Raw genomic sequence first — 25198 nt, forward strand, 5'->3', positions numbered from 1 at the left:
CCAAAAGGATTTTCCATGCGCCGTATTGCTCTCGCCTCTGCCCTTGCCCTCACCCTTGCCACGCCCGCCGTTGCCGAGGTTGCCTGTGGCGGAAATTTCTCCTCCTTTGTGAAAGGCATGAAGGCCGAAGCCGTCGCACAAGGCCATGACAAAGCGAGTGTCGACCGCTTCTTTGCCTCCGTCAAACATAGCCCCGCCGTGATCAAGGCCGACCGTGCGCAGGGTGTTTTCAAGAAATCCTTCATCGACTTTTCCCGCGCCGTGATCAGCCAGAACCGCATGGACAATGGTCGCCACTATGCCGCCAAATACAAATCGGTGTTTGACCGCATCGAGCGCGAATATGGCGTCTCGCGCGGCGTTCTCTTGGCCTTCTGGGCACTGGAGACCGACTACGGTCAGGTGCAGGGCAATTTCAACACGCTCAACTCGCTGATGACCCTGAGCCACGATTGCCGCCGCCCCGAGTTGTTCCAACCGCAAGTGTTCGCAGCACTCGAGCTGTTCAAACACGGCGACTTCGATCCCGCCACGACCGTCGGCGCATGGGCGGGGGAAATCGGCATGGTGCAAATGCTGCCCGAAGACATCCTGAGCAACGGGGTGGACGGGGATGGCGACGGTCATGTCCTGCTCAAAACCTCCGTGCCCGATGCGCTGATGTCGGGGGGCAAGATGTTGCAATCCTTGGGATGGCGTGCGGGTGAGCCGTGGCTGCAAGAAATCACGGTGCCTAGCACTCTGGATTGGTCAAAGACGGGTCTTGAGACCAAACTCACGGTCAGCCAATGGGCGCAGATGGGTGTCGCACCGCGCTCGGGATCGCTAGGCGCTGGCTCCCTGCCCGCCTCCGTGATCCTGCCGATGGGGCGTCATGGTCCGGCCTTCCTCGCCTACCCCAACTTTGACGTCTATTTCGAGTGGAACCAGAGCTTTGTCTACGTCACGACAGCCGCCTATTTCGCCACCCGCCTTGAGGGTGCGCCCGTCTATAATGCGGGCAATCCTGATGCGGGGTTGAACGACAGCCAGATGAAGCAGCTACAAACCAAGCTGCAATCGCGCGGCTATGATGTCGGGAAAATCGACGGCATCCTCGGAGCGCGGACACGGGCGGCGGTTCAGGCCGAACAGGCCCGCTTGGGTCTGCCCGCAGATGCGTGGCCCACGTCGGCCCTTTTGTCGAAGCTGTAAGAGGCCCGCGCCACTTAGGCGACCATTTGCTCGGCCTTTTTGAGGTCAACCGAGACCAGTTGGCTCACGCCCTGTTCCTGCATCGTCACCCCAAAGAGGCGGTCCATACGCGCCATCGTGACGGCGTGGTGGGTGATGATCAGGAAGCGGGTGTCGGTCTGACGCGTCATCTCGTCAAGCATGTCGCAGAAGCGCGTCACGTTGGCATCGTCAAGCGGCGCGTCGACCTCGTCCAACACACAGATCGGCGCGGGGTTGGCGAGGAACACGGCAAAGATAAGCGCAAGTGCTGTAAGGGTTTGCTCGCCCCCCGACAGCAGCGACAGGGTGGAAAGTTTCTTGCCTGGTGGTTGGCATAGAATTTCGAGCCCCGCCTCAAGCGGATCATCACTTTCGACCAAGGCGAGCTTGGCCTCGCCACCGCCAAACAGGTGTTTGAACAGGTTGCCGAAGCTCTCGTTGACCTGCTCGAATGCAGTCAAAAGCCGTTCACGGCCTTCCTTGTTGAGCGCGGAAATGCCGCTGCGCAGGGTTTTGATCGCCTCTTCGAGATCCTGTTTTTCGCTCACGAGCGTGTCGTGTTCGACGCGGACTTCCTCGCTGTCCTCTTCGGCTCGCAGGTTCACCGCGCCGAGACTGTCGCGCAGACGTTTGAGACGGTTCACATCGACCTCAATCGCGTCGTGGCTCGGGATGTTCTCAGGGTCGATATCCAACTCGTCCAACAGCGCCTTTGGCGTGGTTTCCAATTCTTCGCGGATACGCTCAACGGCGGCCTCCACGGTTTCACGCGCGGCGTCACGGCGAGCTTGGGCGGCGGCGCGGGCTTCGCGGGCCTCGGAGGCCAAACGTTCGGCCTCGCGCTCGGCGTTCACCCCGTTGCGCAGTGCGGTTTCCCCCTCGGACAAAGCATCGGCAGCGGCCTTGCGGCGCTCTTCGGCCTCGTCGATCTGGCCCATAAGACCCTCGCGGCGCTTGGCAATTTCCTCGGGCTGTGCGCCCGCTTCGCGCAATTCCGCCTCTGAGGTTTCCTTGCGCTCGTTGAGTTCCGCGATGCGTTTTTCAGCGGTTTCAAGGCGGTGTTTCCATCCTGACAGTTCTTTGACGACCTCTTGGCTGCGGCGTGTGCGGGCCTCGCCCTCACGACGGATTTCGTCATGGGCGGAGCGTTTGGTCATCATGGTGATCCGCGCCGCCTCGACGGTCAATTTGACCTCTTCGATCTTGTCACGGGCGAATTGCAAATCGGGCAACGCGTCAAGGGCTTGTTGCGCCTCATCCAGACGGGCCTGCGCGGCGCGGGCCTCTTCCTCATGTCGCGACACGGCGAGGCCGAGGTTCTCGACCTTACCCTCCGCGAGAGACTTTTCGTTCTCGGCACGAGACAAGGCCCGTGCGGCCTCGGACAGGGCGCGGTCGGCTTCGCGGCGGGCTTCGCGGGCGGATTTGTCCTCTTCGGTAAGGCGGGCCAACTCGGCCTTGAGATGCTCGTGGGCTTGGATCGCGCCTTCAGCCTTGGCCTCTTCGGCAACGAGTTCCTGTTTGAGAACTTCGAGACGGTTGAGTTGTTGCAGGCGCAGAGCCGCCGCAGAAGGCGCATCCTCGGCCCCTGCGCGGTAGCCGTCCCACCGCCACATGTCGCCCTCGATCGAGACGAGCCGTTGACCCGGTTCCAGATCCGCCTGAAGGCGCGCGCCATCCTCGGCCTTCACCAGTCCGATCTGACCGATGCGGCGCGACAGAACGGCGGGCGCGTCGACATATTCGTGCAGCGGCTCGACGCCCATTGGCAGGTCTTGCTCGTCGGGGTAATCGGGCAGTGTCACCCAGCCAGAGGCCTGATAGGCCTCAATCGCGGGTTGGCGCAATTCATCCGCAAGTGCTGCACCAAGCGCCTTTTCATAGCCCGACTTCACTTTGACGAGATCAAGCACCTGCGTGCCTGCGATCTGGTCGCGGTCGAGCATTTTGGCAAGCGCTGCCACTTCGGCTTTAAGGGCACTGACTTCACCCTCGGCCTCGGAACGGGCGGCGCGGGCTTGGCTTTCGCGGGTCTGGGCGTCGGTGCGGGCCTCGTCAGCGGCGATCAAAGCGTCTTCGGTTTGCTCGGCGCGACTGGCCGCAATTTCCTGATTGAGAACGGCTTGCGTCAGAGCCGCACTTGCCTGCTCCAAGGTGGCCTTTGCCTCATCGACCGAGGCGCGAGCGCGATCCGCCTCACCCCGTCCGCGATCAAGCGTCTTGCGATTGTCCTCGACAAGGCGGGTGGCCGATTGGTGACGCGCGGCGAGACGGGCGACATCCTCGGTCATTTCGGACAGTTGCGTTTCGCGGTCCTGCAACACCTCGTTGGCCTCGGTGGCGCTATAGGCGGCCTGCTCCAAACGCGGGCCGTGCCCCTCGGAGGCTTTGAGCAACTCGCGCTGCTCCCATTCGAGACGCTCGATGGTTTCGCCTGCGTCCTTGTTCAGCTGTTCCTCGCGGGCCATGTCGGCCACCAGTTGCTCGATCCGCCGCGACAGGGTGTCGATCATGTCCTTGGCGCGGGCTTCTTCCTCGGTCAACTGGTCGCGCTCGACGGTCAGACGTTGCAGCACCGCGGCGGCAATCGCTTCTTCCTCGCGCAGGGGCGGCAAGGCGATCTCAAGGGCTTCGCGCTGCGCCGTGGCCTCGCGGGCAAGGCGTTCGGCCTCGGAGGCCTGTTTGAGGCGAATGCGCAACTGGTCATCGGCCTCGGCGCGGGCCTGATCGGCGTCCCGCCAACGGCGGTAATACAACAGCCCCTCGGCATGGCGCAGCTCGGTGCCGATCTCGCGATACCGCGCGGCTTGGCGGGCCTGACGGGCGAGCGAGGCAAGCTGTGCGGCCAGTTGTTCGATCACATCATCGACGCGGGCAAGGTTGGTTTCCGCGCCTTTGAGTTTCAACTCGGCCTCATGGCGGCGCTGATAAAGACCCGAAATGCCAGCGGCTTCCTCAAGGATGCGACGACGGTTTTTCGGCTTGGCGTTGATCAGTTCGGAAATCTGTCCCTGCCGCACAAGCGCGGGCGAATGCGCCCCCGTGGAGGCATCGGCAAAGAGCATCGAAACATCACGGGCACGCACGTCTTTGGCGTTCACCTTATAGGCGGAACCTGCGTCGCGGGTGATGCGGCGGATGATCTCGACGCTGTCGCTATCGTTGAAGCCCGAGGGCGCAAGGCGCTCGGAGTTGTCGATCATCAGCGCCACTTCGGCAAAGTTGCGCGCAGGACGCGAGGACGCCCCCGCAAAGATCACATCCTCCATGCCGCCGCCGCGCATCGCCTTGGGACGGTTTTCACCCATCACCCAACGCAGGGCTTCGAGCAGGTTGGATTTCCCACAGCCATTTGGACCGACCACGCCTGTGAGCCCGTCCGCGATCACCAGATCGGTCGGGTCGACGAAGCTCTTGAAGCCGTTCAATCGCAGGCGGGTGAAACGCAAGGGGACCCCTTTGCCGCTGATTCCATTGGGGGTTAAGTTTTTGCGTTTGGAGCGAAGCTGTCAATGGCGCCTGCCCGATATCTGGGCAATCGCCCCGAGTTATCCACAAGATATCGTTTCGAGCGCCGATGTAAGGGGCAGTAATCCCGTTCTGCGACATGTTACACCTTGACCCCACCCCCTCTCAGACGCCAAATGGGGGCGCTAAGGTTCCCCGCATATGCCGCCAAGCGGTAGGGGAGAATTGGGAATTCGGTGAGAGCGACCCACATCGGGGCTTAAAACCGAAGCCGCCCCCGCGACTGTAAGTGGAGAGCAGGCTGTCAATTGACCACTGGAGCGACCGCTCTGGGAAGGTGACAGTTCTGCGTTGACCCGCGAGCCAGGAGACCAGCCTTGCCTTATATCAACCCGCCGTCGGGGATGACGGCTATGGAGGACGAAACATGCATATCGAACCCGGAATCGTTAATGGCGCAAAAATTGCGCTGTCTGTTGTGACTGCTGCTGGCGCGGCGGGCTTCACCGCCAAATACGCATGGCAGGCTGTCAAAGAGAGCGGAGCCATGTCGCTCGCCTCGCGATCCGCATTGGCCATGATCGCCACATTCTTCTCGTTCCAAGTTCTGCCCCATGTTCCTGTGGGCGTCTCGGAAGTTCACTTCATTTTTGGCTCGACGCTATTCCTGCTGTTTGGGGCGGCTCCTGCCGCGCTCGGCCTTGCCCTTGGCCTGTTGTTGCAAGGTGTGACTGTCGCGCCGTTTGACCTGCCGCAGTATGGCATGAACGTCACCACCCTGTTGGTGCCCATGTTCGCGATCAAGGCCGTTGCCGACCGTATCATCGCACCGAAAACCGCCTATGCCGACGTGAGCTACAAACAGGCGCTCGCACTGTCCACAACCTACCAAGCGGGTATCGTGGCATGGGTTGGCTTCTGGGCTGTCTACGGTCAGGGCTTTGCCGCAATGGGCGAGATTGCCACATTTGGCGCCGCCTACCTCGCCGTGATCGCCATCGAGCCTTTCGTCGACCTCGCGATCCTCGCAGGTGCCAAGACGCTCAAAGGTCTGGGTCGCACGGGTCTCGTGTCGCCACGCACCTTCGCGGCTGCGTAATCGCCCCACATTAAAACGTATCGCGCCGGGGCCTTACCGCTCCGGCGTTTTCACGTAAAGGACACCACAATGGCTGCAAAAATTTCTGCCACCGTCGTCACGGGCTTTCTGGGCGCGGGCAAAACCACTCTCATCCGTCACATGCTTGCCAATGCAAACGGCAAGCGCATTGCCCTAATCATCAACGAGTTCGGTGATCTCGGCGTCGATGGCGATATTCTCAAGGGCTGCGGCGACGAGACCTGCACCGAAGACGACATCATGGAGCTGTCGAACGGCTGCATCTGTTGCACCGTTGCGGATGATTTCATCCCGACGATGAAAGCCCTGTTGGAGCGCGACAACGCACCAGATCACATCGTTATCGAAACCTCAGGTCTGGCCCTGCCGCAACCGCTTGTGCGGGCGTTCAACTGGCCCGAGATTTCCACCAAAGTCACCGTCGACGGGGTTATCACCGTGATCGATGGCAAGGCCGTGGACGAAGGCGTGTTTGCCCATAACGTCGCGGCGGTCGATGCCCAACGCAAGCTTGACGAGAACCTCGACCACGAAACACCTCTGTCGGAACTGTTCGAGGATCAGATCGCCTGTGCCGACATGATTGTCGTGAACAAGACCGATCTGTTGGGCGAAGCGCAAGCGGACGCCTTGGTCGCCAAACTCAAAGCGGAAGCCCGCAATGGCGTTCAAGTTGTACGCGCGTCCCACGGGGCCTTGCCCGTGGATGTGTTGCTCGGTCAGGGCATTGGGGCCGAGGGTGACATGACGGGGCGCGACGAGCTGCACCACGGCCACCACCATCACGACGACGACCATGACGACGATCACCACGATGACGACCATCATCATCACCACCATGACCACGATGATTTCGAGAGCTTTGTGGTCAGCCGTGACGAGGTCAGCGACCCCAAGGCCTTTGCCGAACAGATCGCGGATGTGATCAAAGCCCACGGCATTTTGCGGCTCAAGGGGTTTGTGGCCGTAACGGGCAAGCCGATGCGTCTGACCGTTCAGGCCGTTGGGCCGCGTGTCGATCACTATTTCGATCAACCCTTTGGAACTGCGCCGCGCGAGACACGTCTGGTCGTGATTGGTCAGGCAGGGCTGGACCGTGCCGCGATTGACGCCGCACTAAAGGCCTAACGCCATGATCATTGTCGAACTTGGAAACCCGCTCGACCCGCAACCTGCCGCCCTTTTGGCACAGGCACAGGCGCTACAGGCGGAAATCTACGACGAGGAACACAACCACGCCCTGCCGACCGATGCGCTTGCGGCAAAGGATGTGCGGTTCTTCACCGCGCGTGAGGGGGATGTTGTTTTGGGTGTTGGAGCCTTCAAGATCAAAGGCGACTACGGCGAGGTGAAGTCCATGTTCACGTCGCCCGACGGGCGCGGCAAAGGGATTGCGGGAGCCTTGATGCGCGCCATTGAGGACGCCGCCCGCGACGAGGGACTTACCGCGTTGAAGCTGGAGACAGGCGACGAATTGGACGCCGCCTGTCGTCTGTATGAACGCCACGGGTTTACCCGCTGCGGAGCCTTTGGCGACTACGAAGACAACGGCGTCTCCGTGTTCTACGAAAAGGCGCTTTAGTCCGTCTTCTTGGCGGCGGCCGCTTTCATACGGGCGAGCAAAGCAGCCTTTGGGGCAGCTTTGCCGTAGGGGTTTTTCGACGACCCTTTGGCGTTGTGTTCCGCGTGTCGCGGGGCGTTTTTGCCGATCTTCGGCGCGCCTGATTTACCATAATCCATGAGAGAACCTTTCGGGGTTTTCTCGCTGATGCCGTAAACCGCGCGGCTTTTCAAGGAGAGACCGATGCATCTGTTGGCCGCCACACCCGGATCAATCGACGACGGCAACGAGGCTTTTGACCTTGGGCAGACCCCTGCGGACCTTGTGGTGATCTCCGCTGCGGACACCGAACTGGCCGCCCTGTCCCATGCGCGCGCAGGCATGGACACGCCGCCATCGCTGCGCCTGTCGCAACTGATGCACCTGCGCCACCCGATGTCTGTTGATCTGCACCTTGACGACTGCGCCACCAAATCGCGGATGGTCATCGCGCGGGTTTTGGGCGGGTCTGGCTATTGGAAATACGGGTTAGAGCAATATGCCGCGCGGCTGCATGAGGCGGGCATCCCGTTTGTGGCGCTCCCCGGAGATGACAAACCAGACGCGGAATTGGCAGGTTTATCAACGGTTTCGTCACAGGACTATCACGCGCTTTGGGCCTACCTCGTGGAGGGCGGACCAGATAACGCAGCGGCATTTTTGTCCTATGCGCAGGCGATGCTTGACGGCGGCGAAAAGCCCACCCCCGCAGCGCCGCTGCTGCGTGCAGGGGTCTATTGGCCCGCGAAAGGCGTGTGCGATCTGGACACGGCACGAGCCAACTGGACGCAAGGCGCGCCCGTTGTGCCGATCACCTTTTACCGCGCCTTGGTTCAGGGTGCAGGGCTTGCGCCGATTGACGCGCTTGTGTCGGCTTTATTGGAAAAAGGGCTCAATCCCCTGCCCGTCTTTGTGGCCTCCCTGAAAGATCCGATTTCTGTCGCCACACTGGACTCGCTGTTTGGCGAGGCCAATCCCGATGTGATTCTCAATTGCACCTCCTTTGCGGTTGGCACGCCTGAGAAGGCGGGCAACAACCCGCTCGCCGCCGAGTTCGCCAATGAAGCGCCTGTGTTCCAAGTAGTCCTCGCAGGATCATCACATGCGTCATGGGACGAAGGGCTCACGGGGCTTTCGGCGCGCGACATCGCGATGAACGTGGCGCTACCCGAAGTGGACGGACGTGTGCTAACCCGCGCCGTGTCGTTCAAGGGCGAGGCCTATTTCGACGCCGACACGGAATGCGCGATTGCGACCTATCAGGCCGACCAGAGCCGTGTGGAGTTTGTCGCCGATCTCGCCGCACATTGGACAGCGCTGCGCCGCACCGCGCCTTCGGAGCGCAAGGTTGCGCTGATCCTCGCCAACTACCCCAACAAAGACGGGCGGCTGGCCAATGGTGTCGGCCTTGATACCCCCGCCGCGACGGTGAACACGCTCACCGCGCTTGCAGATGCGGGCTATGCCGTCACAGATATTCCCAAGGGTAGCGACGCGTTGATGGAGCAGATCCTTGCGGGTCCGACCAACTGGCTGACCGACCGCATGACCCGACAGGGCGGGGAACGTCTCACGCTTGCGGACTACCGCGAGAGCTATAACGCGCTGCCCGAACAGGTCCGCACTCAGATTGAAGCGCGTTGGGGGACGCCCGAGGACGATCCTTTTTTTGATGCCGACGGATTTGCCCTGTCGGTCCTGCGCTATGGCAACGCGGTTGTCGGCATTCAGCCCGCGCGCGGCTATAACATAGACCCGACCGAGACCTATCACGCGCCCGATCTGGTGCCGCCACACAACTACCTCGCCTTCTATTTCTGGCTGCGTCATGCGTTTGGGGCCCATGCCTTGGTCCATATGGGCAAGCACGGCAATCTGGAGTGGCTTCCTGGTAAGGCGCTTGCGCTGTCGGAGACCTGTTTGCCCGAAGCGGTCATGGGCCCGATGCCGCATCTCTATCCGTTTATTGTTAATGATCCGGGCGAAGGGACACAGGCCAAACGCCGTGCGCAGGCGGTGATCATCGACCACCTGACCCCGCCGCTCACCCGCGCCGAAACCTATGGGCCGCTGCGAGATTTGGAGGCCTTGGTTGACGAGTATTTCGAAGCGGCGGGCGTTGATCCGCGCCGTATTGAAGCGTTGCGCAAAGAGATTCTGAGCCTGAGTGCCGTGACGGGTCTCGACCGTGATGTGGGCATGACTGGCGAGGATGAGGATGGCGATCTGACCAAGCTCGACGCCTATCTGTGTGAACTCAAGGAAGCGCAAATCCGTGATGGTTTGCATATCTTTGGTACAGCCCCAACGGGGCGGCTTGCCCGCGATCTGGGCTTGGCCTTGGTCCGTGTGCCGCGCGGTGAGGGAAAGGGCAAGGATGCGTCTTTGGTCCGTGCCTTGGCGCTCGATTTTGCTCTCGGGTTCGATCCGCTGGATTGCGACATGGCGCAAACATGGGACGGACCACGCCCTGATGCTTTGGCCGAAATCGTTGCTGGCGCATGGCGCACCAATGGCGATACGGTCGAGCGGTTGGAAGCCTTTTGCGCGGCGCTTTTGGATGAGGGGCTGCCTGCGGCGGGCCTCGCGTCCCAAGCAGTTCTGGACCACCTGCGCGACCATGTTTTGCCTACGGTTGCGGCCTGTGGCCCTGCCGAGATGGACGGGCTTTTACGCGGCCTAGCGGGTAAATTTGTGGTCCCTGGTCCATCGGGCGCACCGACGCGGGGGCGGTTGGATGTGCTGCCCACGGGGCGCAACTTTTTCTCCGTGGATGCCCGCGCCGTGCCGACGCAAACGGCGTGGAGCTTGGGGTGGAAATCCGCCAACCTGCTGATTGAACGCCACCTACAGGACCACGGCGACTGGCCGCGGGCGATGCTCGTGACCGCGTGGGGGACGGCCAATATGCGCACGGGCGGCGATGACATTGCGCAGGCCTTGGCGCTCATGGGGGTGAAACCGACATGGGATGCAATGAGCCGCCGCGTAACGGGGTTCGAAGTGTTGCCCGCATCCGTTCTGGGGCGTCCGCGGGTCGATGTGACCCTGCGCGTGTCCGGGTTCTTCCGCGATGCCTTTCCGCAGTTGATCGCCTTGGTCGATAGCGCTGCCCGCGCGGTGCAGGAGATGGACGAGAGCGAAGCCGACAACCCCGCCGCCGCCCGTGCGCGACAGGGTGAAAGCACGGCGCGGGTGTTCGGGTCGAAACCCGGGGCCTATGGCGCAGGGCTTCAGGCGATGATCGACGAGCAACTTTGGGGCGACCGCCGCGACCTTGCCGATGCCTATCTCGAATGGGGCGGCTACGCCTATGGCGCGGGACGCGAGGGTGTGAAGGATCGCGAAGGGTTCGAGGCCCGCTTGGGTCAGGTCGAGGCCATCGTGCAGAACCAAGACAACCGCGAACACGATCTGTTGGACAGCGACGATTATTACCAGTTCGAGGGGGGCGCGGCCTCTGCCGTGGCGACCTTGCAAGGACAGGATCGTCCGATTTACCATAACGACCACTCGCGCCCTGAACGTCCCGTTATTCGCACTCTGGACGAGGAAATCGGACGGGTCATTCGCTCGCGGGTGGTGAACCCGAAATGGATCGATGGGGTGAAACGCCACGGCTACAAAGGCGCGTTCGAGATTGCGGCGACCGTGGATTACCTGTTCGCGTTTTCGGCCACGACACATGCGGTCAAGGATCACCATTTCGACCTCGTTCATGCGGCCTTTATCGAGGACGACGAAACGCGGGAGTTTATCGCGGATCACAACGCACCTGCCTTGGCCGAGATTGCGCAACGGTTGTTGGAAGCGATGGATCGCGGGTTGTGGCAACCACGCTCCAACTCGGCACGTGCCGCGCTTGAGGCGCTCGCATAGGTGGCGTCAGTTTGGGCAGTCCAACTCGGCTTTGATTAGGGCTTGATCGCCAATCAGGGACCCCGCTTTGATCGGGCAACCTGTGGCTTGGGTGATCGCAATCGCGGCCTTTGCGACGATTGCAGTGCGCGACGGCGGCGGAACCATCACGTTGATGCGGTGCGCCTCAACGCGGTCGCCGCCGCCCTTTTGACGAAAAATGCGAAAGCTCGCGCCGTCTACAACAATGGGGGTCGGTGCGATCAGCACTTTGCCGATTTGCGGGCTGTCCAAGGCGCAGGCGGTTAAGAAGGGCAAAGCCAGCGCCATGAGAGTGAGGCGCGAGAGGAAGGACGTCGATAGAAGCGCATGTGTCATACGCACAGCGTCGCCAATCTTGGTTAGCAAAGCGTTAACGCGCGGCGGTCAGACGATAAGCGGGGTCACAAGAGGTTTGACGGTCCTGCCTCTAACACCTCGATTGTATCCCCGAGCACAACCGTGCCCTCCTGTTCGACAACGGCGTTTTGCCCAAAGATGATACGCCCGCGTGCGGACCTGTGCAGTTTGCCAAGCGTCGCGAGCGGCTCGTGGCGGTCGGTTTGCACCCCTGTTTTGGGGTCTTGCGTGGTCATCACACAGCGCTCGCACGGTTTGACAATCCGCAACACAGAAGTGCCGACACGAATGCGCCGCCATGTGTCCTCGGCCCAAGGGGCCATATCGCCTTCGATCACGAGGTTCGGACGGAACCTGCGCATTTCAAACTCGTGACCCGCTGCTTGATTAAGCGCACGTAGCGACGCGTTGGTGGTGATCAAAACCGGATAGCCATCGGCAAAACCGGTGAAGTGTGGTGTGAGGCTATATTTGATATTTACAGGACGCAGGGGGCGATCAGGGAAATAGGCAAGACGAACCTCGCGCTCCAAGGCCGAGGACAGGAAGCTCGCGGCATAATTCCCCGCGTCCTCGACGCCTTCAATTCGGTTAGAGAATACGAAGGCCGTGGTTTGGGCCCCGCTTGGGCGAGGCACGTCGAGACGGTCGCCATCGTGACACAGGGAAATCCCCTCTTCCGTTTCAACCACGGAAATCCGTGCCAATTCGGGAAATTCGCGACGTGTCGCCACTGTTCCTGTGGGATACAAAACTGCCCATCGGCGGTCGCCGTCGACGCCCATTGATCCTATGGTGCGGGCGGCATGGTCCGTCGCGGGCAGGCTTTTGACGGGATAGGTTGATATTCGGGAAAGGTTCATGCCACCCCACATTCTCATACTTGGCTCATTCGTGTTGACCCGAAGTAATGCCCAAAATGACGGGAATGCAAGATGGTCTTTTCGGCGGGATGTGCCTCATCGCAGTGCATAAAAGATATATCCCATTTGCCCCTTTGATCCAAATCAAGGTGGGCGCGGCACTCCATATATATTCTTCTTTTTGAATATGAATTAGGAGACGCAACATGAAATCCTCGAAAGCAAGTGAAAGCTATGTGCCGATGTACTTCCTGACATCGGTGGGCGCGGGTGGACTCGCGGTCACGTTCTTTATGTATCTAATGTTCTGGATACCGCATCCCGGTCGCTCGGTGCCGGTGTTTGAAGACATCATGGCCGCATGGGCCACGGGGAGCACATCCCTCAAAGTCGCGATTGCCATAGCCATGGCGGGCATTGCGGTCTTTGTTTATCTCAACCTCAAATCGCTGATCTGGAACCTGTCCCATTTCGCACAATTCAAAAAGACCGAGCGCTACACAAAGCTGCGCAATTCCAACGCAGAAACGACCCTGCTCGCTATGCCACTGGCTCTTGCCATGTCGGTCAACGGGCTGTTCATTACGGGTCTCGTGTTTGTGCCCGGACTGTGGACCGTGGTCGAATATCTGTTTCCGCTGGCGCTGATCGCCTTTGCCGCGATTGCCTATACTGCGCTGAGAACCATTGCTGATTTTCTCGGGCGGGTGCTGTCCAAAGGGGGCGTGTTCGATGTGACCGCGCATAACTCCTTTGCGCAGCTTTTGCCCTCCTTTGCGCTCATCATGTCCGCTGTGGGCTTTGCCGCCCCTGCTGCGATGTCGACCCAACCGTGGATCGTGGCCATCTCTGTCGTTGGATCAACCGTGCTTGGCACTGCCGCTCTGATCTATGCGCTGCTCGCGCTGACCACGGCCTTCAACTCGATGCTGCACTATGGCACCGCTGAAGAAGCAGGTCCGACATTGCTGATCATCATCCCGTTTGTGACCATCTTTTCGATCATGTTCATGCGTCAGGACCACGGGTTGCACGCGACCTTTAACGGGCACTCGACAGCTGTGGACACGTTGATGTTCCTTGCCAAAGGGCTGTCTGTGCAACTGGTGTTCCTTGGTCTGGGCCTTACGGTTTTGCGCCGTCAGGGGTATTTCAAAGACTTCGTGTTCGGTGAAAAGACCTCCGCGGGCTCTTACGCCTTGGTCTGCCCCGGTGTCGCGCTGTCGGTGTTGTTGCAGTTCTTTGTCAACAAGGGCCTCGTGGCTGCGGGTGTGATCGAAAAATTCGGCACGACCTATTGGGTCATCACCGCCATCGCTATCGCGTTCCAGTTTGCAATGATTGCCTTGGTGTTCCGCCTGAACGCGCAGCATTACGGCACACGCACCCCATCCGCCATTCCCGCTGAGTAGTCCCTTCCCGGCGAGACCAAGGGGCGCATCTCATCCGAGGTGCGCCCTTTTTGCGTGACTGCGTTTGCGCTCTTGCTGTCGTCCCGTTGCACTGCGACTATAGCCGCAAAGGGAGGGCGCGAATGATCTTTCATCTGGGACTGTTTTTAGGCTTTCAGCTTTTGGGCGAAATCATCGCGCGCGTGTTCGCACTGCGTCTGCCCGGCCCTGTGATTGGTATGATCCTGCTCACGGTTCTGTTGGTGGTGCGTCCGAATGTTGGCAAACAGATCGAAGGCACCGCGACAAAGGTTCTCTCCTACCTGTCGTTGCTCTTTGTCCCTGCGGGCGTTGGCATCATCCAGTATTTTGACCAGATGTCCGAGATCGGCCTGCCCCTCGCCGCAGCCTTGCTCGGCTCCACCATTCTCGCCATTGGCGCGGGGTCTTTGACGTTCAAATACGTCGGCCGCGCTATGGGGCAGCCCGACGAGACGCCGCAATGACCGATATTCTCGATATCTGGTCCTACCTCGCAGAGGGGCAATTGCTCTGGCTTACCGCCACGATCATTGCCTTTCTCATCGGAGACGGGTTGTTTCGCCTGTCGGGCAACAAGCCCTATGTGAACCCTGTGCTCATCTCGATGGTCCTGCTCTCGACGCTGCTGACCCTGACCGACACAAGCTACCGCACCTATTTTGAAGGGGCGCAGTTTATCCACTTCATGCTTGGACCTGCGACTGTCGCCTTGGCCATTCCGCTTTGGCAGAACTGGCAAAAGGTGAAAGCGTCCGCCGTGCCGCTTTTGGCCGCTCTCTTTGTCGGTTCTTTCGTCGCAATGGCCTCGGCCGTCGCAATCGGGGCCGCGATGGGGTTGCGCGGCGAGGTGCTTATCTCGCTCGTTCCCAAATCCGCCACCTCACCCGTGGCCATTGGCGTTTCTGAGGCCATTGGCGGCCTGCCCACGCTCACCGTCGCGCTCGTCCTGATCACGGGCGTTATTGGTGCGATTGTCACCACGCCCGTCAACAACCTGCTCGGGGTGCGCGACTTTCGCGGGCGCGGCTTTGCCACGGGAGTTGCAGCCCACGGGATCGGCACCGCTCGCGCCTTTGAATGCCACGGAACAGCGGGTGCCTTTGCGGGCATCGGCATGGTGCTGAATGCCATTCTAACGGCGCTCCTTGCGCCCGTCTTTGTCCAGATTTTTCTCTAAGGAGTCTTCCCTATGACCGACACCAATGACCACGCGCGCCACGCCACCAAAATGGCCAAGAAGAAAGCCGCCCGTGATAAAATCATGGCCACAAAGATCGACGAAAAGGGGCTGATCATCGTCCATACGGGCAAGGGCAAGGGTAAGTCCTCCGCCGCCTTCGGCATGATTTTCCGCTGCATTGCCCATGAGATGAAATCTGGCGTTGTGCAGTTCATCAAGGGCGGCATGGATTGCGGCGAACGCGATCTGATCACCGCAAAATTCCCCGATCTGTGCGAGTTCTACACGATGGGTGAAGGCTTCACTTGGGAGACCCAAGACAAGGCCCGCGACATCGAAATGGCGCAGGCCGCATGGGAAAAAGCCAAGGAACTGATCCGCAACCCCGAGAACCGCATGGTTCTGCTCGACGAGATCAACATCGCGCTACGCTATGACTATATCGACATCAACGACGTAGTGACGTTCCTCAAGACCGAAAAGCCACCGCTCACCCATGTCGTGTTGACGGGGCGCAACGCCAAAGAGGAATTGATCGAAATTGCCGATCTCGTCACCGAAATGGAGTTGATCAAGCACCCGTTCCGCGCAGGTGTCAAAGCCCAGAAAGGCGTCGAGTTTTAAGAGCGGCCCACGCCGCTACAAACTCGCCTCGACCTTGAACGCCTCAGGGATGGTATCGCGCCCCTCAAGGATCAGATCAATCAGACCTTGGGCGGCGAGCGGGGCCATCCCGAAGCCGATCTTGAACCCGCCATTGGCGATGAAATGCCCCGCGCGGTCAGGCCATGCGCCCAACATCGGCGCACGGGATTTCGCACGCGGACGCACGCCCGCCCATCGCTTGATCTCGCGGGCATGCGCCAGTTGGGGCAGCGCAATGATCGCGCGGGCCAGTAGATCGTCAGCCAGTTCATCGGTCTGGTCGGGGCTGTCAAACTCACGCTCGGACGTTGACCCAATCGCCGTGGTGCCATCGGCGTGTGGAATGATGTGGAGGCTTTCCGCGTAGATTTGCGGAGCGTCGCGCATATCCAGATCAAGCAAGATCGCCTGCCCCTTCACACCGTTACCAACCTCGCGCTCGAAGGTGGCATTGAGCGATTTAAGCCCTGCCCAACCGCTCGCATGGATCACGTGACCGTCCTCCTCGCCTGCTTCCACAATCTCCCCACCCAACGCGGTAATCGCTGCGGCCAGTGACGCACAGGCCCGCGCAGGATTGAGCCGTGCGGAGAGGTCGTCAAAAATCCAGTAGCCCGTGGGACTATCGGGCACCCACCCCGAAAACCGTGCTGCGACACCATCGGCGTCCAACACCGACCACGAGGCCAATCCGCGCCAAAGCGTAGTGGCCTCTGTCGTGCGCTGATGGGCAAGCTCCAACTGGCGCGGGTTTTGCACCGCTTGCAGCCGGCCTGTGCGGCCATAGCCCGATGACACACCACCCGTTTCCTCAACCGTGGGCCAGTAATCGCGGGCCATGATCAGGCTGTTGAACTGGAACTCTTTCTTGTCATTCCACCGCTCCGGAGTGTGTGGTGCAAGAGCGCCGACCACACCACCAGAGGAGCCCGCACCCACACCAAAGGGGTCGATGACACGCACCTTTGCGCCGCGCTTTGCTGCTTCATACCCGCATGACAGACCGAATGCGCCCGCCCCGTAGATCGTTATATCTGCTTTGCCCATTTGCACTTTTGCCCATTGCACTTCGTGACGCACACCCGCAGGATCGGGGCAACGTTACACATCTCATAAGACATCCCATGCCCGACAACCAGACAGCCCGCATCGAATGGCGGGACGGGGCTATCCCTGTCTCGACGCAATTCGACGATCCGTATTTCTCAATCGCTTCGGGGCTTGAGGAATCGCGGCATGTGTTTTTGGCGGGCAATGATTTGCCTGCGCGCCTCAGAGCGGGTTTTCATGTGGCCGAATTGGGTTTTGGCACGGGCCTGAACATGCTCGCGCTTGCCCTGATGTGGGAGGGGCCGGAGCCGATCCGCTTTACCTCATTTGAGGCCTTTCCGATGACCGCCGCGGACATCGCCACATCACTCGGTGCCTTTCCCGAGGTCCAACCCATCGCCGCGTCATTTCTGGACGCATGGGCAAAGGGCGAACGCAAGTTCACCGTGGGCCATGTCACGGTCGAGGTCATCATCGGAGACGCCCGCGAAACACTTGCGGCGTGGGGCGAGCAGGCAGACGCATGGTTTCTCGACGGGTTTTCACCGCAAAAAAATCCGGAACTTTGGGGCGACGACCTCATGCAGGCAGTCGGCCAACACACCGCCACGGGCGGCACATTCGCCACTTACACGGCGGCAGGACACGTGCGTCGCAAACTCACAGATGCAGGCTTTGCCGTGGAGCGGGTCACGGGCTATGGACGCAAACGACATATGAGCAGGGGCACAAAGACATGACGCCGCAGAACCCACGTTTGGGCATCATCATCATGGTGTTCACGATGCTCCTCTTTGCCCTCCAAGACGGCCTGTCGCGTCATCTCGCAGGGCAATACAACGTCTTTATGGTCATCATGATCCGCTACTGGATTTTCGCGGCCTTTGTCATTGTCTGGTCCGCACGTCACGCGGGCGGGTTACGTCACGCGGCGCGATCCGCACAGCCCAAGTTGCAGTTTTTCCGTGGCGCTCTTTTGGCTCTTGAGGTCATCGTTATGGTGATCGGTTTTGTCAAACTCGGCCTAGTCGAGAGCCACGCGATGTTTGCGATCTATCCACTGATCATCACCGCGCTATCGGGCCCGATCCTTGGCGAGCGGGTCGGGTGGCGGCGATGGATGTCGGTCGCGATCGGCTTTGTCGGCGTGATGATTATCCTCATGCCCGGCAGTGGCGTGTTCTCGCCAGCAGCGATTTTCCCGCTTGGCTCCGCGACGATGTTCGCGCTCTACGGGCTGCTCAACCGCTATGTCTCGCGCAAAGATCCCGCTGCGGTGACGTTCTTTTACACGGGCATCTCGGGGGCTGTCGTCATGACGCTGATCGGCGTGTGGTTCTGGGAGCCGATGAGGCCCACAGATTGGGCATGGATGTTGACGCTCGGCGCCTCCGCGATTCTCGGTCACTACCTGTTGATCCGCGCTTATGAATTGTCGGAAGCCTCGGCCATCCAACCCTTTGCCTATCTACAACTGGTCTTTGCCTCAGGGGTGGGCGTGGTGTTCTTTGGCGACATCATTCGCATGAATGTCGCTATTGGCACAGGGATCGTCGTGGGGGCGGGCCTATTCGCTCTGATCCGTGCCCAGATGGTGGCGCGGCGCGAAAACCGTGCAGGACGATCTAACGCGACTTGAGGTCTTTTGAGAGCGTGATGGTGCGCGTGTCACCTGTCAGGCGGGCATGATACACGGGGACGCTTTCGGCCACACGCATCACATAATTGCGGGTCTCGCGAAACGGGATGTGTTCGATCCAGTCAACAGGGTCGATCTTGCCGCTGCGTGGATCGCCGTAGCGTTCGATCCAGTCGCGGGCACGGGTTGGCCCCGCGTTATAGCCCACCGCCACAAGCGGTAGATTATTGCCGAATTCCTCAATCAGTTGCGCCAGATAAGCTGAGCCAAGGCGGGCGTTCAGAACAGGATCGGTCAAATCGCTCTCGACGAACCCCTCGATTCCGAGCTTGGCGGCCATCGCCTCACCCGTGCGCGGCATCAACTGCATCAACCCGCGCGCGCCAACATAGGAGCGGGCCTGCGCATAGAACTCGCTTTCGCGCCGCGCGATGGACAGCGCCAGTTCGGGTTTGACGGGCAGGTCGGCCTTGGCCAGATCATGCAGTGGGTAATAGGCGCGATTGAGGACTATGCCCTGATCGGCGGCGAATTTCGCGACAAGCACAGCGAGATAGGGGTGGTGGTCCAACGCGAGGTCGGACAGTTGGCCCAATTCCTGCGGTGTCAGGCTTTCACCCAAATGACGCATGAACCGTGCGGCCTGTGGTAAATCCCCTGCCTCTTCAAAAAGTAGCGCGGCTTTGAGCACAGAGGAGGACATGAACGCGGCCTCTTTGTAATCGGCAAACCGTGCCTCCCCTGTCAGAGCGGGGTCAAGCGGCAGGCTCGCCCGTTCGGCAGCGAGCAACCCGTAGAAGGATGTCTGGAACTGCGCGCCAAATGTGTAGGCCGCAAGCGCATCATCTTTGGCTCCCATCGCCTCCAAGGCGCGGCCTTCCCAATAGCCTGCGCGGCCCAAAGAGATCGGGGTCGCCACCGCAACGCGGAAGCGGTTGAAATGATCGAGGGCTGTCAACGGATCATCAAGATACCGCAGCGCGATATAGCCCGCGAGCCATTCAAGATCGGCGTAGTGATCTTCCTCGGGAGAGAGGAAATGGCGGGAGGCGGCAGAATAGGCAATCTGTGCCTTGCCATCGCGCATCATTTGACGGGCCAGAGACCGACGGCGATCTCCCCATGCCTCGGGGTTGCCCAAGCCGTCACGGGAGGTGGAGCGTTGCAGCAAGAGCGTCACCGCATCGTCATAACGCCCCTTACGGGCGCGCCATTCAAACCGCTCGAATGCCAATATCGGCTCATTCGCGAGCGCCGCAGGAACAGCCTCAATCGCGGCATCCACGCCATTCGAATCCCCGTCAAGCCGCGTGACAGCATCAATCAGCTCCGCCCAACCCTCAGGCAGATATGGGACGAGACGGGCGGCATCATCGAATTTGCCCTGCCACATCAACATACGAGCGCGATCGGGGTTATGGGGCACGATCTGTGTCGGGAAATGCGTGAGCAAATGGCTTTCGCTTTCGGCGTCCAACACGAGGGTCTGCCATGCGATCACGGCCTGTGCCTGCGCATCGCCGTCCGCCCCTGTCAGTTGATAGGCACGGGTGAGCGCCACTGTTCCCGCCCCCGTTTGCGGTGGGTAGGCGTCGAAAAAGGCAACCACAACGCGCGGGTTCACCGCATCGGAAATAGACGCCTCGCATTTTTGCGCTAAAAGCGGCAAGCCGGGCCAGTCACTATTGCGCTCCAGAAACGCGGTGCATTCGTCAAAGCTGCCCTTGCCCGCCCGCAGATATTGCCATTCAATAATATCGCGCCCGACACCTGTGGCGGTGGTCCGCGCCCCCTGCCAGTCGCCGGATTGGCGCAATTCCGTCGCTGCAACCAGAGCGTCCGATTCGGGAGACGCAGAGGCGCACAGCCCCATCGCCGACAGGGCGGAAGCGATCCAAACTGTTTTAATGACATTCATTTGGGGCATATGGGTTCTATATCTGCTCTATCAATTGGACTGCGGCTTAGGTGCGCATTTGCCACGAGGGTAGCGCAGGGCGAAGATGGCGCAAGACACATTCTTGGCATTATGCGCGAAGGCGGCTAGTTTCCGCCAGAAAGCAAACGGGCGACTCACGCCCACTCTAAGACGCAAAGGAGCGCATCATGATCAAAGGATCCATTCCTGCACTGGTGACGCCGTTTAAAAACGGCAAACTGGACATTGATACGCTCAAGAAGCTTGTCGAATGGCACATCGAACAGGGCTCGCACGGTCTTGTCCCTGTAGGCACGACAGGCGAAAGCCCCACCTTGACCCATGCCGAACATCAAGAGGTGATCGAGGTCGTTGTCGAGACCGTCGCAGGGCGTATTCCCGTGATTGCGGGGGCAGGCTCCAACAACACCGCCGAGGGCTTGGGTCTGATCCAACATGCTGCGCGTGTCGGGGCTGATGCCGCATTGGTGGTAACGCCCTATTACAACAAGCCAACGCAAAAAGGCCTGATCGCGCATTACACCGCGCTACACGATGCGGCGGATATTCCGATCATCATCTACAACATTCCCGGTCGTTCGGTCATCGACATGAGCCCCGAAACGATGGGCGAGCTTGCCAAACTGCCGCGCATTGTCGGTGTTAAAGATGCCACAGGCGACCTTGCCCGAGTTGGCAAGACGCGCCTGACATGTGGCACCGACTTCATTCAGGTCTCTGGCGAAGATCCCACTGCCGTGGGCTACAACGCGCAAGGGGGTGTCGGCTGCATCTCCGTCACCGCCAACGTTGCGCCAAAGCTCTGCGCTCAGGTGCAAGAGGCCACATTGGCGGGCGATTATGCCTTGGCGCTTGAATTGACCGACAAACTCATGCCGCTGCATATCGCAATCTTCGCGGAGCCCGGTGTGTGTGGCGTGAAATATGCCATGTCGCTGTTGGGTCTGTGTTCCGACGAGGTGCGCTTGCCGCTCACCCCACTGTCAGACAGTACCAAGGCGCAGATCAAAGCCGCGATGGAGGTCGCAGGCCTGCTCTAAACGCCATTGCCACAGAACGACATCAAAGGGGGCCACGGCCCCCTTTTTCATGCCGACCGTTTCAGTCGGCGACCACGGAAAGAGACAACAGGATCACAGCCGCCCCGCAGAAGATTTGGGGAAACATCTACGCTCCGAGCATATTTTCCAGACCATACTGCGGTCTTTGCGACCTGCGCTAGTGGACATGAGCGCACGGACACCTTATCTGCATCTGCACCATGGCAAAGAAACAGACCCCCGAAGACAAGAACTACAAGGTGATCGCTGAAAATCGGCGCGCACGCTACGACTATGCCATCGAGGATGACATAGAATGCGGCATCGTGTTGTCGGGGTCCGAAGTGAAATCCCTTCGCGTGGGTCAATCCAACATCGCGGAGAGCTATGCCTCCATTGATGATGGCGAGTTGTTCCTCACCAACTCCTATATCGCGCCCTACCAACAGGCGATGTTCCCTCACGAAGAACGCGCCAAGCGCAAGCTGTTGGTGTCAAAACGCGAATTGGCACGGCTTGCTCAGGCTACAGGCCGTCAGGGTATGACGCTCGTCCCGTTGGTGATGTATTTCAACCATAAAGGCCGCGTGAAGATCAAACTTGGCATCGCCAAGGGGAAAAAGAACCACGACAAACGCGCCACCGAAGCCAAGCGCGATTGGGGTCGCCAGCAGCAACGGTTGCTGCGCAGGGGCGAATAACGCACTTTTGTAACGCTTTGCTTGCGTATGGCGGGCCCAAACGATATGGCAGGAGACGCGTTTATAGCTATGTATCGTAGGGTCAATGCCACAGTCAGATCCCAAAACTCTCGTGTCCACCAGCTGGTTGGCTGATAACCTCAAGTCTCCCGATCTGCGTTTGATCGATGCGAGTTGGTATCTGCCCCATATGAACCGTGACCCGAAGGCGGAATATACCGCAGCGCACATTCCGGGTGCCCGCTTCGTCGACATCGACGATGTGTGCGACGCCCGTAGTGATCTGCCCCATATGCTGCCTCCCGTCGAAAAATTCATGTCGCGCATGCGCGCCCTTGGAATCGGTGACGGTCATCAGGTGATCGTTTATGACGGCATGGGCATTTTCTCTGCGCCCCGCGTGTGGTGGATGTTCAAATACTTCGGTCAGGACAATGTCGCCGTTCTTGATGGCGGCCTGCCAAAATGGGTGCGCGAAGGCCGCGAAGTCACCGCCGAACCTCCTGTGATCCGCGACCGTCATATGGTGCCGAACGAGCGGCCTGAACTGGTGCGCGACGTCACGCAAGTGGCGGCTTCGTCCAAACTTGGCGATCATGTCATCATCGACGCGCGTCCCGCCGACAGGTTCAAGGGCGAAGCACCCGAACCCCGTGCGGGTCTACGCTCTGGTCACATCCCCAATTCCCGTAACGTACCATTCTCCGCCCTGTTGGACAGCAACGGCACGATGAAAAATCCCGGCGAAATGCGCCTCATTTTCGAGAGCGCAGGAGTCGATCTGACGAAACCGGCGATCACGACCTGCGGGTCGGGGACAACCGCCGCAATCCTGAGTCTCGCGCTTGAGCGCATCGGAGTGAAACACGCACTTTACGATGGCAGCTGGGCGGAATGGGGCATGTATAGCGACCTTCGCGTCGCAACCGGAGAAGCATGATGCTGAACACACTCAAACCACAACCCGCAGACAAAATTCTCGAGCTCATGGCGCTCTACCGCGAGGACCCGCGCGATACAAAGATCGACCTTGGCGTCGGCGTCTACAAAGATGCCTCGGGCAACACCCCCATCATGCGCGCCGTCAAAGCCGCCGAGAAACAACTCTGGGCCAACGAGACAACAAAATCCTACACCGCTCTGTCGGGTGATCCCGCGTTTGGCGCTGCGATGAAATCACTTGTTCTGGCCGGCAGTGTGGATCATGCCCGCGTCGGCGCGATTGCGACACCAGGCGGAACAGGCGCGATCCGTCAGGCATTTGAACTAATGAAGCTCGCCAATCCCGAGGGCACCGTTTGGACGTCGAACCCGACATGGCCGAACCACCTGTCGATTCTCAAGTTCATGGGAATGAACAACAAGGAATACGCCTATTTCGACGCGGCGACCTGTACCGTTGATTTCGATGCTATGATGGACAGCCTCAAGGGTGTTCAAGCGGGCGACATGGTACTGCTGCACGGGTGCTGTCACAACCCGACGGGCGCAAATCTGACCTTGGACCAGTTTGGCGCAGTTGCTGATCTGCTCGTGGAAAAGGGTGCAATCGCCCTTGTCGATATTGCCTACCAAGGTTTCGGTGACGGTCTCGAAGAAGACGCCGCAGCCACGCGCCTGTTGGCCACCAAGCTGCCCGAAATGCTCATCGCTGCGTCGTGTTCCAAGAACTTCGGCATTTACCGCGAACGTGCGGGCTGTCTCATGGCAATGTCGGAAACGGCGGAAAACACAGCTGTGACACAGGGCACGCTGAACTTCCTCAACCGTCAAAACTATTCCTTCCCGCCTGACCACGGCGCGCGTCTGGTGACGATGATCCTCAATGACGAGGTGCTGAAAGCGGATTGGATGGCAGAACTGGAAGAGGTCCGATTGGGGATGCTCGGCCTGCGCACGCAGCTTGCCGAAGAGTTGCGCAAACAGACGAATTCCGACCGGTTCGATTTCGTCGCACAGCACCGCGGCATGTTCTCGCGGATCGGCGCCACCCCGGAGGAAGTCATGCAAATCCGCAAGGATTTCGGCATCTACATGGTAGGCGACAGCCGTCTGAATATTGCAGGCCTCAATGCCGACACCGTGCCGCTCTTGGCCACGGCAGTAGCGAAGACCTGCAAGTAACGATCTACGTTATACGTTCAAACAAGCGGCGCCTTTCGGGGCGCCGTTTTGCATTGATGCGGCCTATTCTTTCTCCGACACGTCGTTTTGTGCGATCTTGTCGGGGAAGACTTGGGCCAGTGCGCGGTCGAACTCCGCCCATGTCACCGTGGCGCGGTTGCCCGCATGACCGTGATAGTAGGACTTGCCACTTGATGTGGGCAGCCCCGCCCAGATCTTTGCGAGGTTGTTCATGAAGGTCTTGCGAGAAATCGCGCCGAGCCGCACGGCCTCCAGGCCCGCCTCCTCCAACAACACATTGGATAGCCGGTCCTGAATGGCGGGGGAAAAGACAACATCAGGACCGAGGTCCAACTCCGTGACCACGCGCGCCAGTGTTTTAGGGATAAACTGATAACGCCCAATGGCGTGCGGTTGACCGGGCGTGTCTTTGATCCACGCAAAAATTTCACCAAGGGTCATAGCCGCGGGCCGCTTGGGTGGTTTGATTTTTGCTCCGTGCTGCACGGCGTCATAGCCATCCGCCCGCGATTCCGCACGTCCGATGATGTGGCGGATGCATTCGATATCTTTGACGGGTTTCATATGCGCCAAACCGACGGAGGGGCGCTTGGGCGCGACGTCCTCACGCGGAGGGAGAGGGGCGAAAAACGTGCCTTTCTCGCGACCCGCAAACAGGCTCGGACTACGGGGTTCGGTTTCGCGAAAAGAGACGGGTAATGGACGGGGGGATGCGGCCATAAGGCTCGCCGCCGCACGCGGCAGCACATTGCCCGAGAGTAAAGACATTGGCTCTGCCTGTGCAGAGGCCGCAAAGGCGACGGCGGCGACGAGAGTGAAAGCGCAATTCTTGCGTGTCATGTGATCCTCGGGAGACGGGACAATTGTCTGCACTTTGGATCAACATGGTTGAGATTTCGTTTC

The 25198-nt window shown here is 59.9% G+C and carries 22 protein-coding genes and 1 riboswitch; of the genes, 15 read left to right on the top strand and 7 right to left on the bottom strand.

The window, feature by feature from the left end; translation table 11 throughout:
* The first annotated feature begins 15 nt into the window (after window positions 1-15).
* Window positions 16-1194, top strand: coding sequence for a lytic murein transglycosylase (locus ACN0TS_RS05145; RefSeq protein WP_417258265.1), 1179 nt, complete (start codon window positions 16-18; stop codon window positions 1192-1194).
* Between the two features lie 14 nt (window positions 1195-1208).
* Here ACN0TS_RS05145 and smc read toward each other — a convergent pair whose 3' ends face one another.
* Complete coding sequence (gene smc, locus ACN0TS_RS05150; protein WP_417258266.1) at window positions 1209-4664, bottom strand: chromosome segregation protein SMC; 3456 nt, start codon at window positions 4662-4664, stop codon at window positions 1209-1211.
* Window positions 4665-4854: 190 nt separating this feature from the next.
* Window positions 4855-5078, top strand: a riboswitch (cobalamin riboswitch).
* Window positions 5079-5110: 32 nt separating this feature from the next.
* Here smc and ACN0TS_RS05155 point away from each other — a divergent pair.
* The 3 genes from ACN0TS_RS05155 (at window position 5111) to ACN0TS_RS05165 (ending at window position 7385) form a co-directional block, all read left to right on the top strand.
* Window positions 5111-5782 (top strand): energy-coupling factor ABC transporter permease, encoded by a 672-nt coding sequence (locus tag ACN0TS_RS05155; RefSeq protein ID WP_417258267.1) that lies wholly within the window; start codon window positions 5111-5113, stop codon window positions 5780-5782.
* A gap of 69 nt (window positions 5783-5851) precedes the next feature.
* A complete protein-coding gene (cobW, locus tag ACN0TS_RS05160) occupies window positions 5852-6931 on the top strand; it encodes a cobalamin biosynthesis protein CobW (protein WP_417258268.1) in 1080 nt (359 codons plus the stop codon).
* A gap of 4 nt (window positions 6932-6935) precedes the next feature.
* Complete coding sequence (locus tag ACN0TS_RS05165) at window positions 6936-7385, top strand: GNAT family N-acetyltransferase (RefSeq protein WP_417258269.1); 450 nt, start codon at window positions 6936-6938, stop codon at window positions 7383-7385.
* On the opposite strand, the gene ACN0TS_RS05170 is transcribed toward ACN0TS_RS05165, so the two are convergent.
* A complete protein-coding gene (locus ACN0TS_RS05170; protein WP_417258270.1) occupies window positions 7382-7543 on the bottom strand; it encodes a hypothetical protein in 162 nt (53 codons plus the stop codon). The two genes, ACN0TS_RS05165 and ACN0TS_RS05170, sit on opposite strands and share 4 nt — an antisense overlap.
* A gap of 64 nt (window positions 7544-7607) precedes the next feature.
* Here ACN0TS_RS05170 and cobN point away from each other — a divergent pair, with 64 nt between their 5' ends.
* The gene (gene cobN / locus ACN0TS_RS05175; RefSeq protein WP_417258271.1) at window positions 7608-11282 is read left to right on the top strand and encodes a cobaltochelatase subunit CobN; all 3675 of its coding nucleotides are present in this window, start codon (window positions 7608-7610) and stop codon (window positions 11280-11282) included.
* Between the two features lie 6 nt (window positions 11283-11288).
* Here cobN and ACN0TS_RS05180 read toward each other — a convergent pair whose 3' ends face one another.
* Together ACN0TS_RS05180 and ACN0TS_RS05185 are read right to left on the bottom strand one after the other, a co-directional pair.
* A complete protein-coding gene (locus ACN0TS_RS05180; protein ID WP_417258272.1) occupies window positions 11289-11639 on the bottom strand; it encodes a hypothetical protein in 351 nt (116 codons plus the stop codon).
* Between the two features lie 65 nt (window positions 11640-11704).
* Entirely contained in the window at window positions 11705-12541 is an 837-nt protein-coding gene (locus ACN0TS_RS05185) for an MOSC domain-containing protein (protein ID WP_417258273.1), read from the bottom strand.
* A 188-nt stretch (window positions 12542-12729) separates the two neighbouring features.
* Here ACN0TS_RS05185 and ACN0TS_RS05190 point away from each other — a divergent pair, with 188 nt between their 5' ends.
* The 4 genes from ACN0TS_RS05190 (at window position 12730) to cobO (ending at window position 15760) form a co-directional block, all read left to right on the top strand.
* On the top strand, window positions 12730-13935 hold the full coding sequence (locus ACN0TS_RS05190) for a TsoY family (seleno)protein (protein WP_417258274.1): 1206 nt from the start codon (window positions 12730-12732) through the stop codon (window positions 13933-13935).
* Window positions 13936-14057: 122 nt separating this feature from the next.
* Window positions 14058-14420 carry a CidA/LrgA family protein gene (locus ACN0TS_RS05195; protein ID WP_417258275.1) on the top strand — a complete coding sequence of 121 codons (363 nt, stop codon included), beginning with the start codon at window positions 14058-14060 and terminating at the stop codon, window positions 14418-14420.
* Window positions 14417-15133 carry an LrgB family protein gene (locus tag ACN0TS_RS05200; RefSeq protein ID WP_417258276.1) on the top strand — a complete coding sequence of 239 codons (717 nt, stop codon included), beginning with the start codon at window positions 14417-14419 and terminating at the stop codon, window positions 15131-15133. Before ACN0TS_RS05195 ends, ACN0TS_RS05200 begins: the two co-directional genes overlap by 4 nt.
* 12 nt (window positions 15134-15145) lie before the next feature.
* Window positions 15146-15760, top strand: a complete 615-nt coding sequence (gene cobO / locus ACN0TS_RS05205) for a cob(I)yrinic acid a,c-diamide adenosyltransferase (protein WP_417258277.1) — start codon at window positions 15146-15148, stop codon at window positions 15758-15760.
* 15 nt (window positions 15761-15775) lie between these two features.
* Here cobO and ACN0TS_RS05210 read toward each other — a convergent pair whose 3' ends face one another.
* The gene (locus ACN0TS_RS05210) at window positions 15776-16828 is read right to left on the bottom strand and encodes an NAD(P)/FAD-dependent oxidoreductase (protein ID WP_417258278.1); all 1053 of its coding nucleotides are present in this window, start codon (window positions 16826-16828) and stop codon (window positions 15776-15778) included.
* A 77-nt stretch (window positions 16829-16905) separates the two neighbouring features.
* Between ACN0TS_RS05210 and mnmD the strand changes: the two genes are divergently transcribed.
* Window positions 16906-17571, top strand: coding sequence for a tRNA (5-methylaminomethyl-2-thiouridine)(34)-methyltransferase MnmD (mnmD, locus tag ACN0TS_RS05215; RefSeq protein WP_417258279.1), 666 nt, complete (start codon window positions 16906-16908; stop codon window positions 17569-17571).
* The gene (locus ACN0TS_RS05220) at window positions 17568-18470 is read left to right on the top strand and encodes a DMT family transporter (RefSeq protein ID WP_417258280.1); all 903 of its coding nucleotides are present in this window, start codon (window positions 17568-17570) and stop codon (window positions 18468-18470) included. The genes mnmD and ACN0TS_RS05220 overlap by 4 nt, the downstream gene beginning before the upstream one ends.
* Here the strand turns inward: ACN0TS_RS05220 and ACN0TS_RS05225 are convergent.
* A complete protein-coding gene (locus tag ACN0TS_RS05225; RefSeq protein WP_417258281.1) occupies window positions 18457-20397 on the bottom strand; it encodes a lytic transglycosylase domain-containing protein in 1941 nt (646 codons plus the stop codon). The two genes, ACN0TS_RS05220 and ACN0TS_RS05225, sit on opposite strands and share 14 nt — an antisense overlap.
* A 179-nt stretch (window positions 20398-20576) precedes the next feature.
* On the opposite strand from ACN0TS_RS05225, the gene dapA reads away from it, so the two are divergent.
* The 4 genes from dapA (at window position 20577) to ACN0TS_RS05245 (ending at window position 24274) form a co-directional block, all read left to right on the top strand.
* Window positions 20577-21449, top strand: coding sequence for a 4-hydroxy-tetrahydrodipicolinate synthase (gene dapA / locus ACN0TS_RS05230; protein WP_417258282.1), 873 nt, complete (start codon window positions 20577-20579; stop codon window positions 21447-21449).
* 221 nt (window positions 21450-21670) lie between these two features.
* Window positions 21671-22150, top strand: coding sequence for an SsrA-binding protein SmpB (gene smpB / locus ACN0TS_RS05235; protein WP_417258283.1), 480 nt, complete (start codon window positions 21671-21673; stop codon window positions 22148-22150).
* An 85-nt stretch (window positions 22151-22235) separates the two neighbouring features.
* Window positions 22236-23090 carry a 3-mercaptopyruvate sulfurtransferase gene (sseA, locus tag ACN0TS_RS05240; protein WP_417258284.1) on the top strand — a complete coding sequence of 285 codons (855 nt, stop codon included), beginning with the start codon at window positions 22236-22238 and terminating at the stop codon, window positions 23088-23090.
* Window positions 23090-24274, top strand: a complete 1185-nt coding sequence (locus ACN0TS_RS05245) for an aromatic amino acid transaminase (RefSeq protein WP_417258729.1) — start codon at window positions 23090-23092, stop codon at window positions 24272-24274. Before sseA ends, ACN0TS_RS05245 begins: the two co-directional genes overlap by 1 nt.
* A 63-nt stretch (window positions 24275-24337) precedes the next feature.
* Here ACN0TS_RS05245 and ACN0TS_RS05250 read toward each other — a convergent pair whose 3' ends face one another.
* On the bottom strand, window positions 24338-25135 hold the full coding sequence (locus ACN0TS_RS05250; protein WP_417258285.1) for a hypothetical protein: 798 nt from the start codon (window positions 25133-25135) through the stop codon (window positions 24338-24340).
* Window positions 25136-25198 lie beyond the last annotated feature (63 nt).

Source organism: Celeribacter sp., assembly GCF_048266405.1.
Taxonomy (GTDB): domain Bacteria; phylum Pseudomonadota; class Alphaproteobacteria; order Rhodobacterales; family Rhodobacteraceae; genus Celeribacter.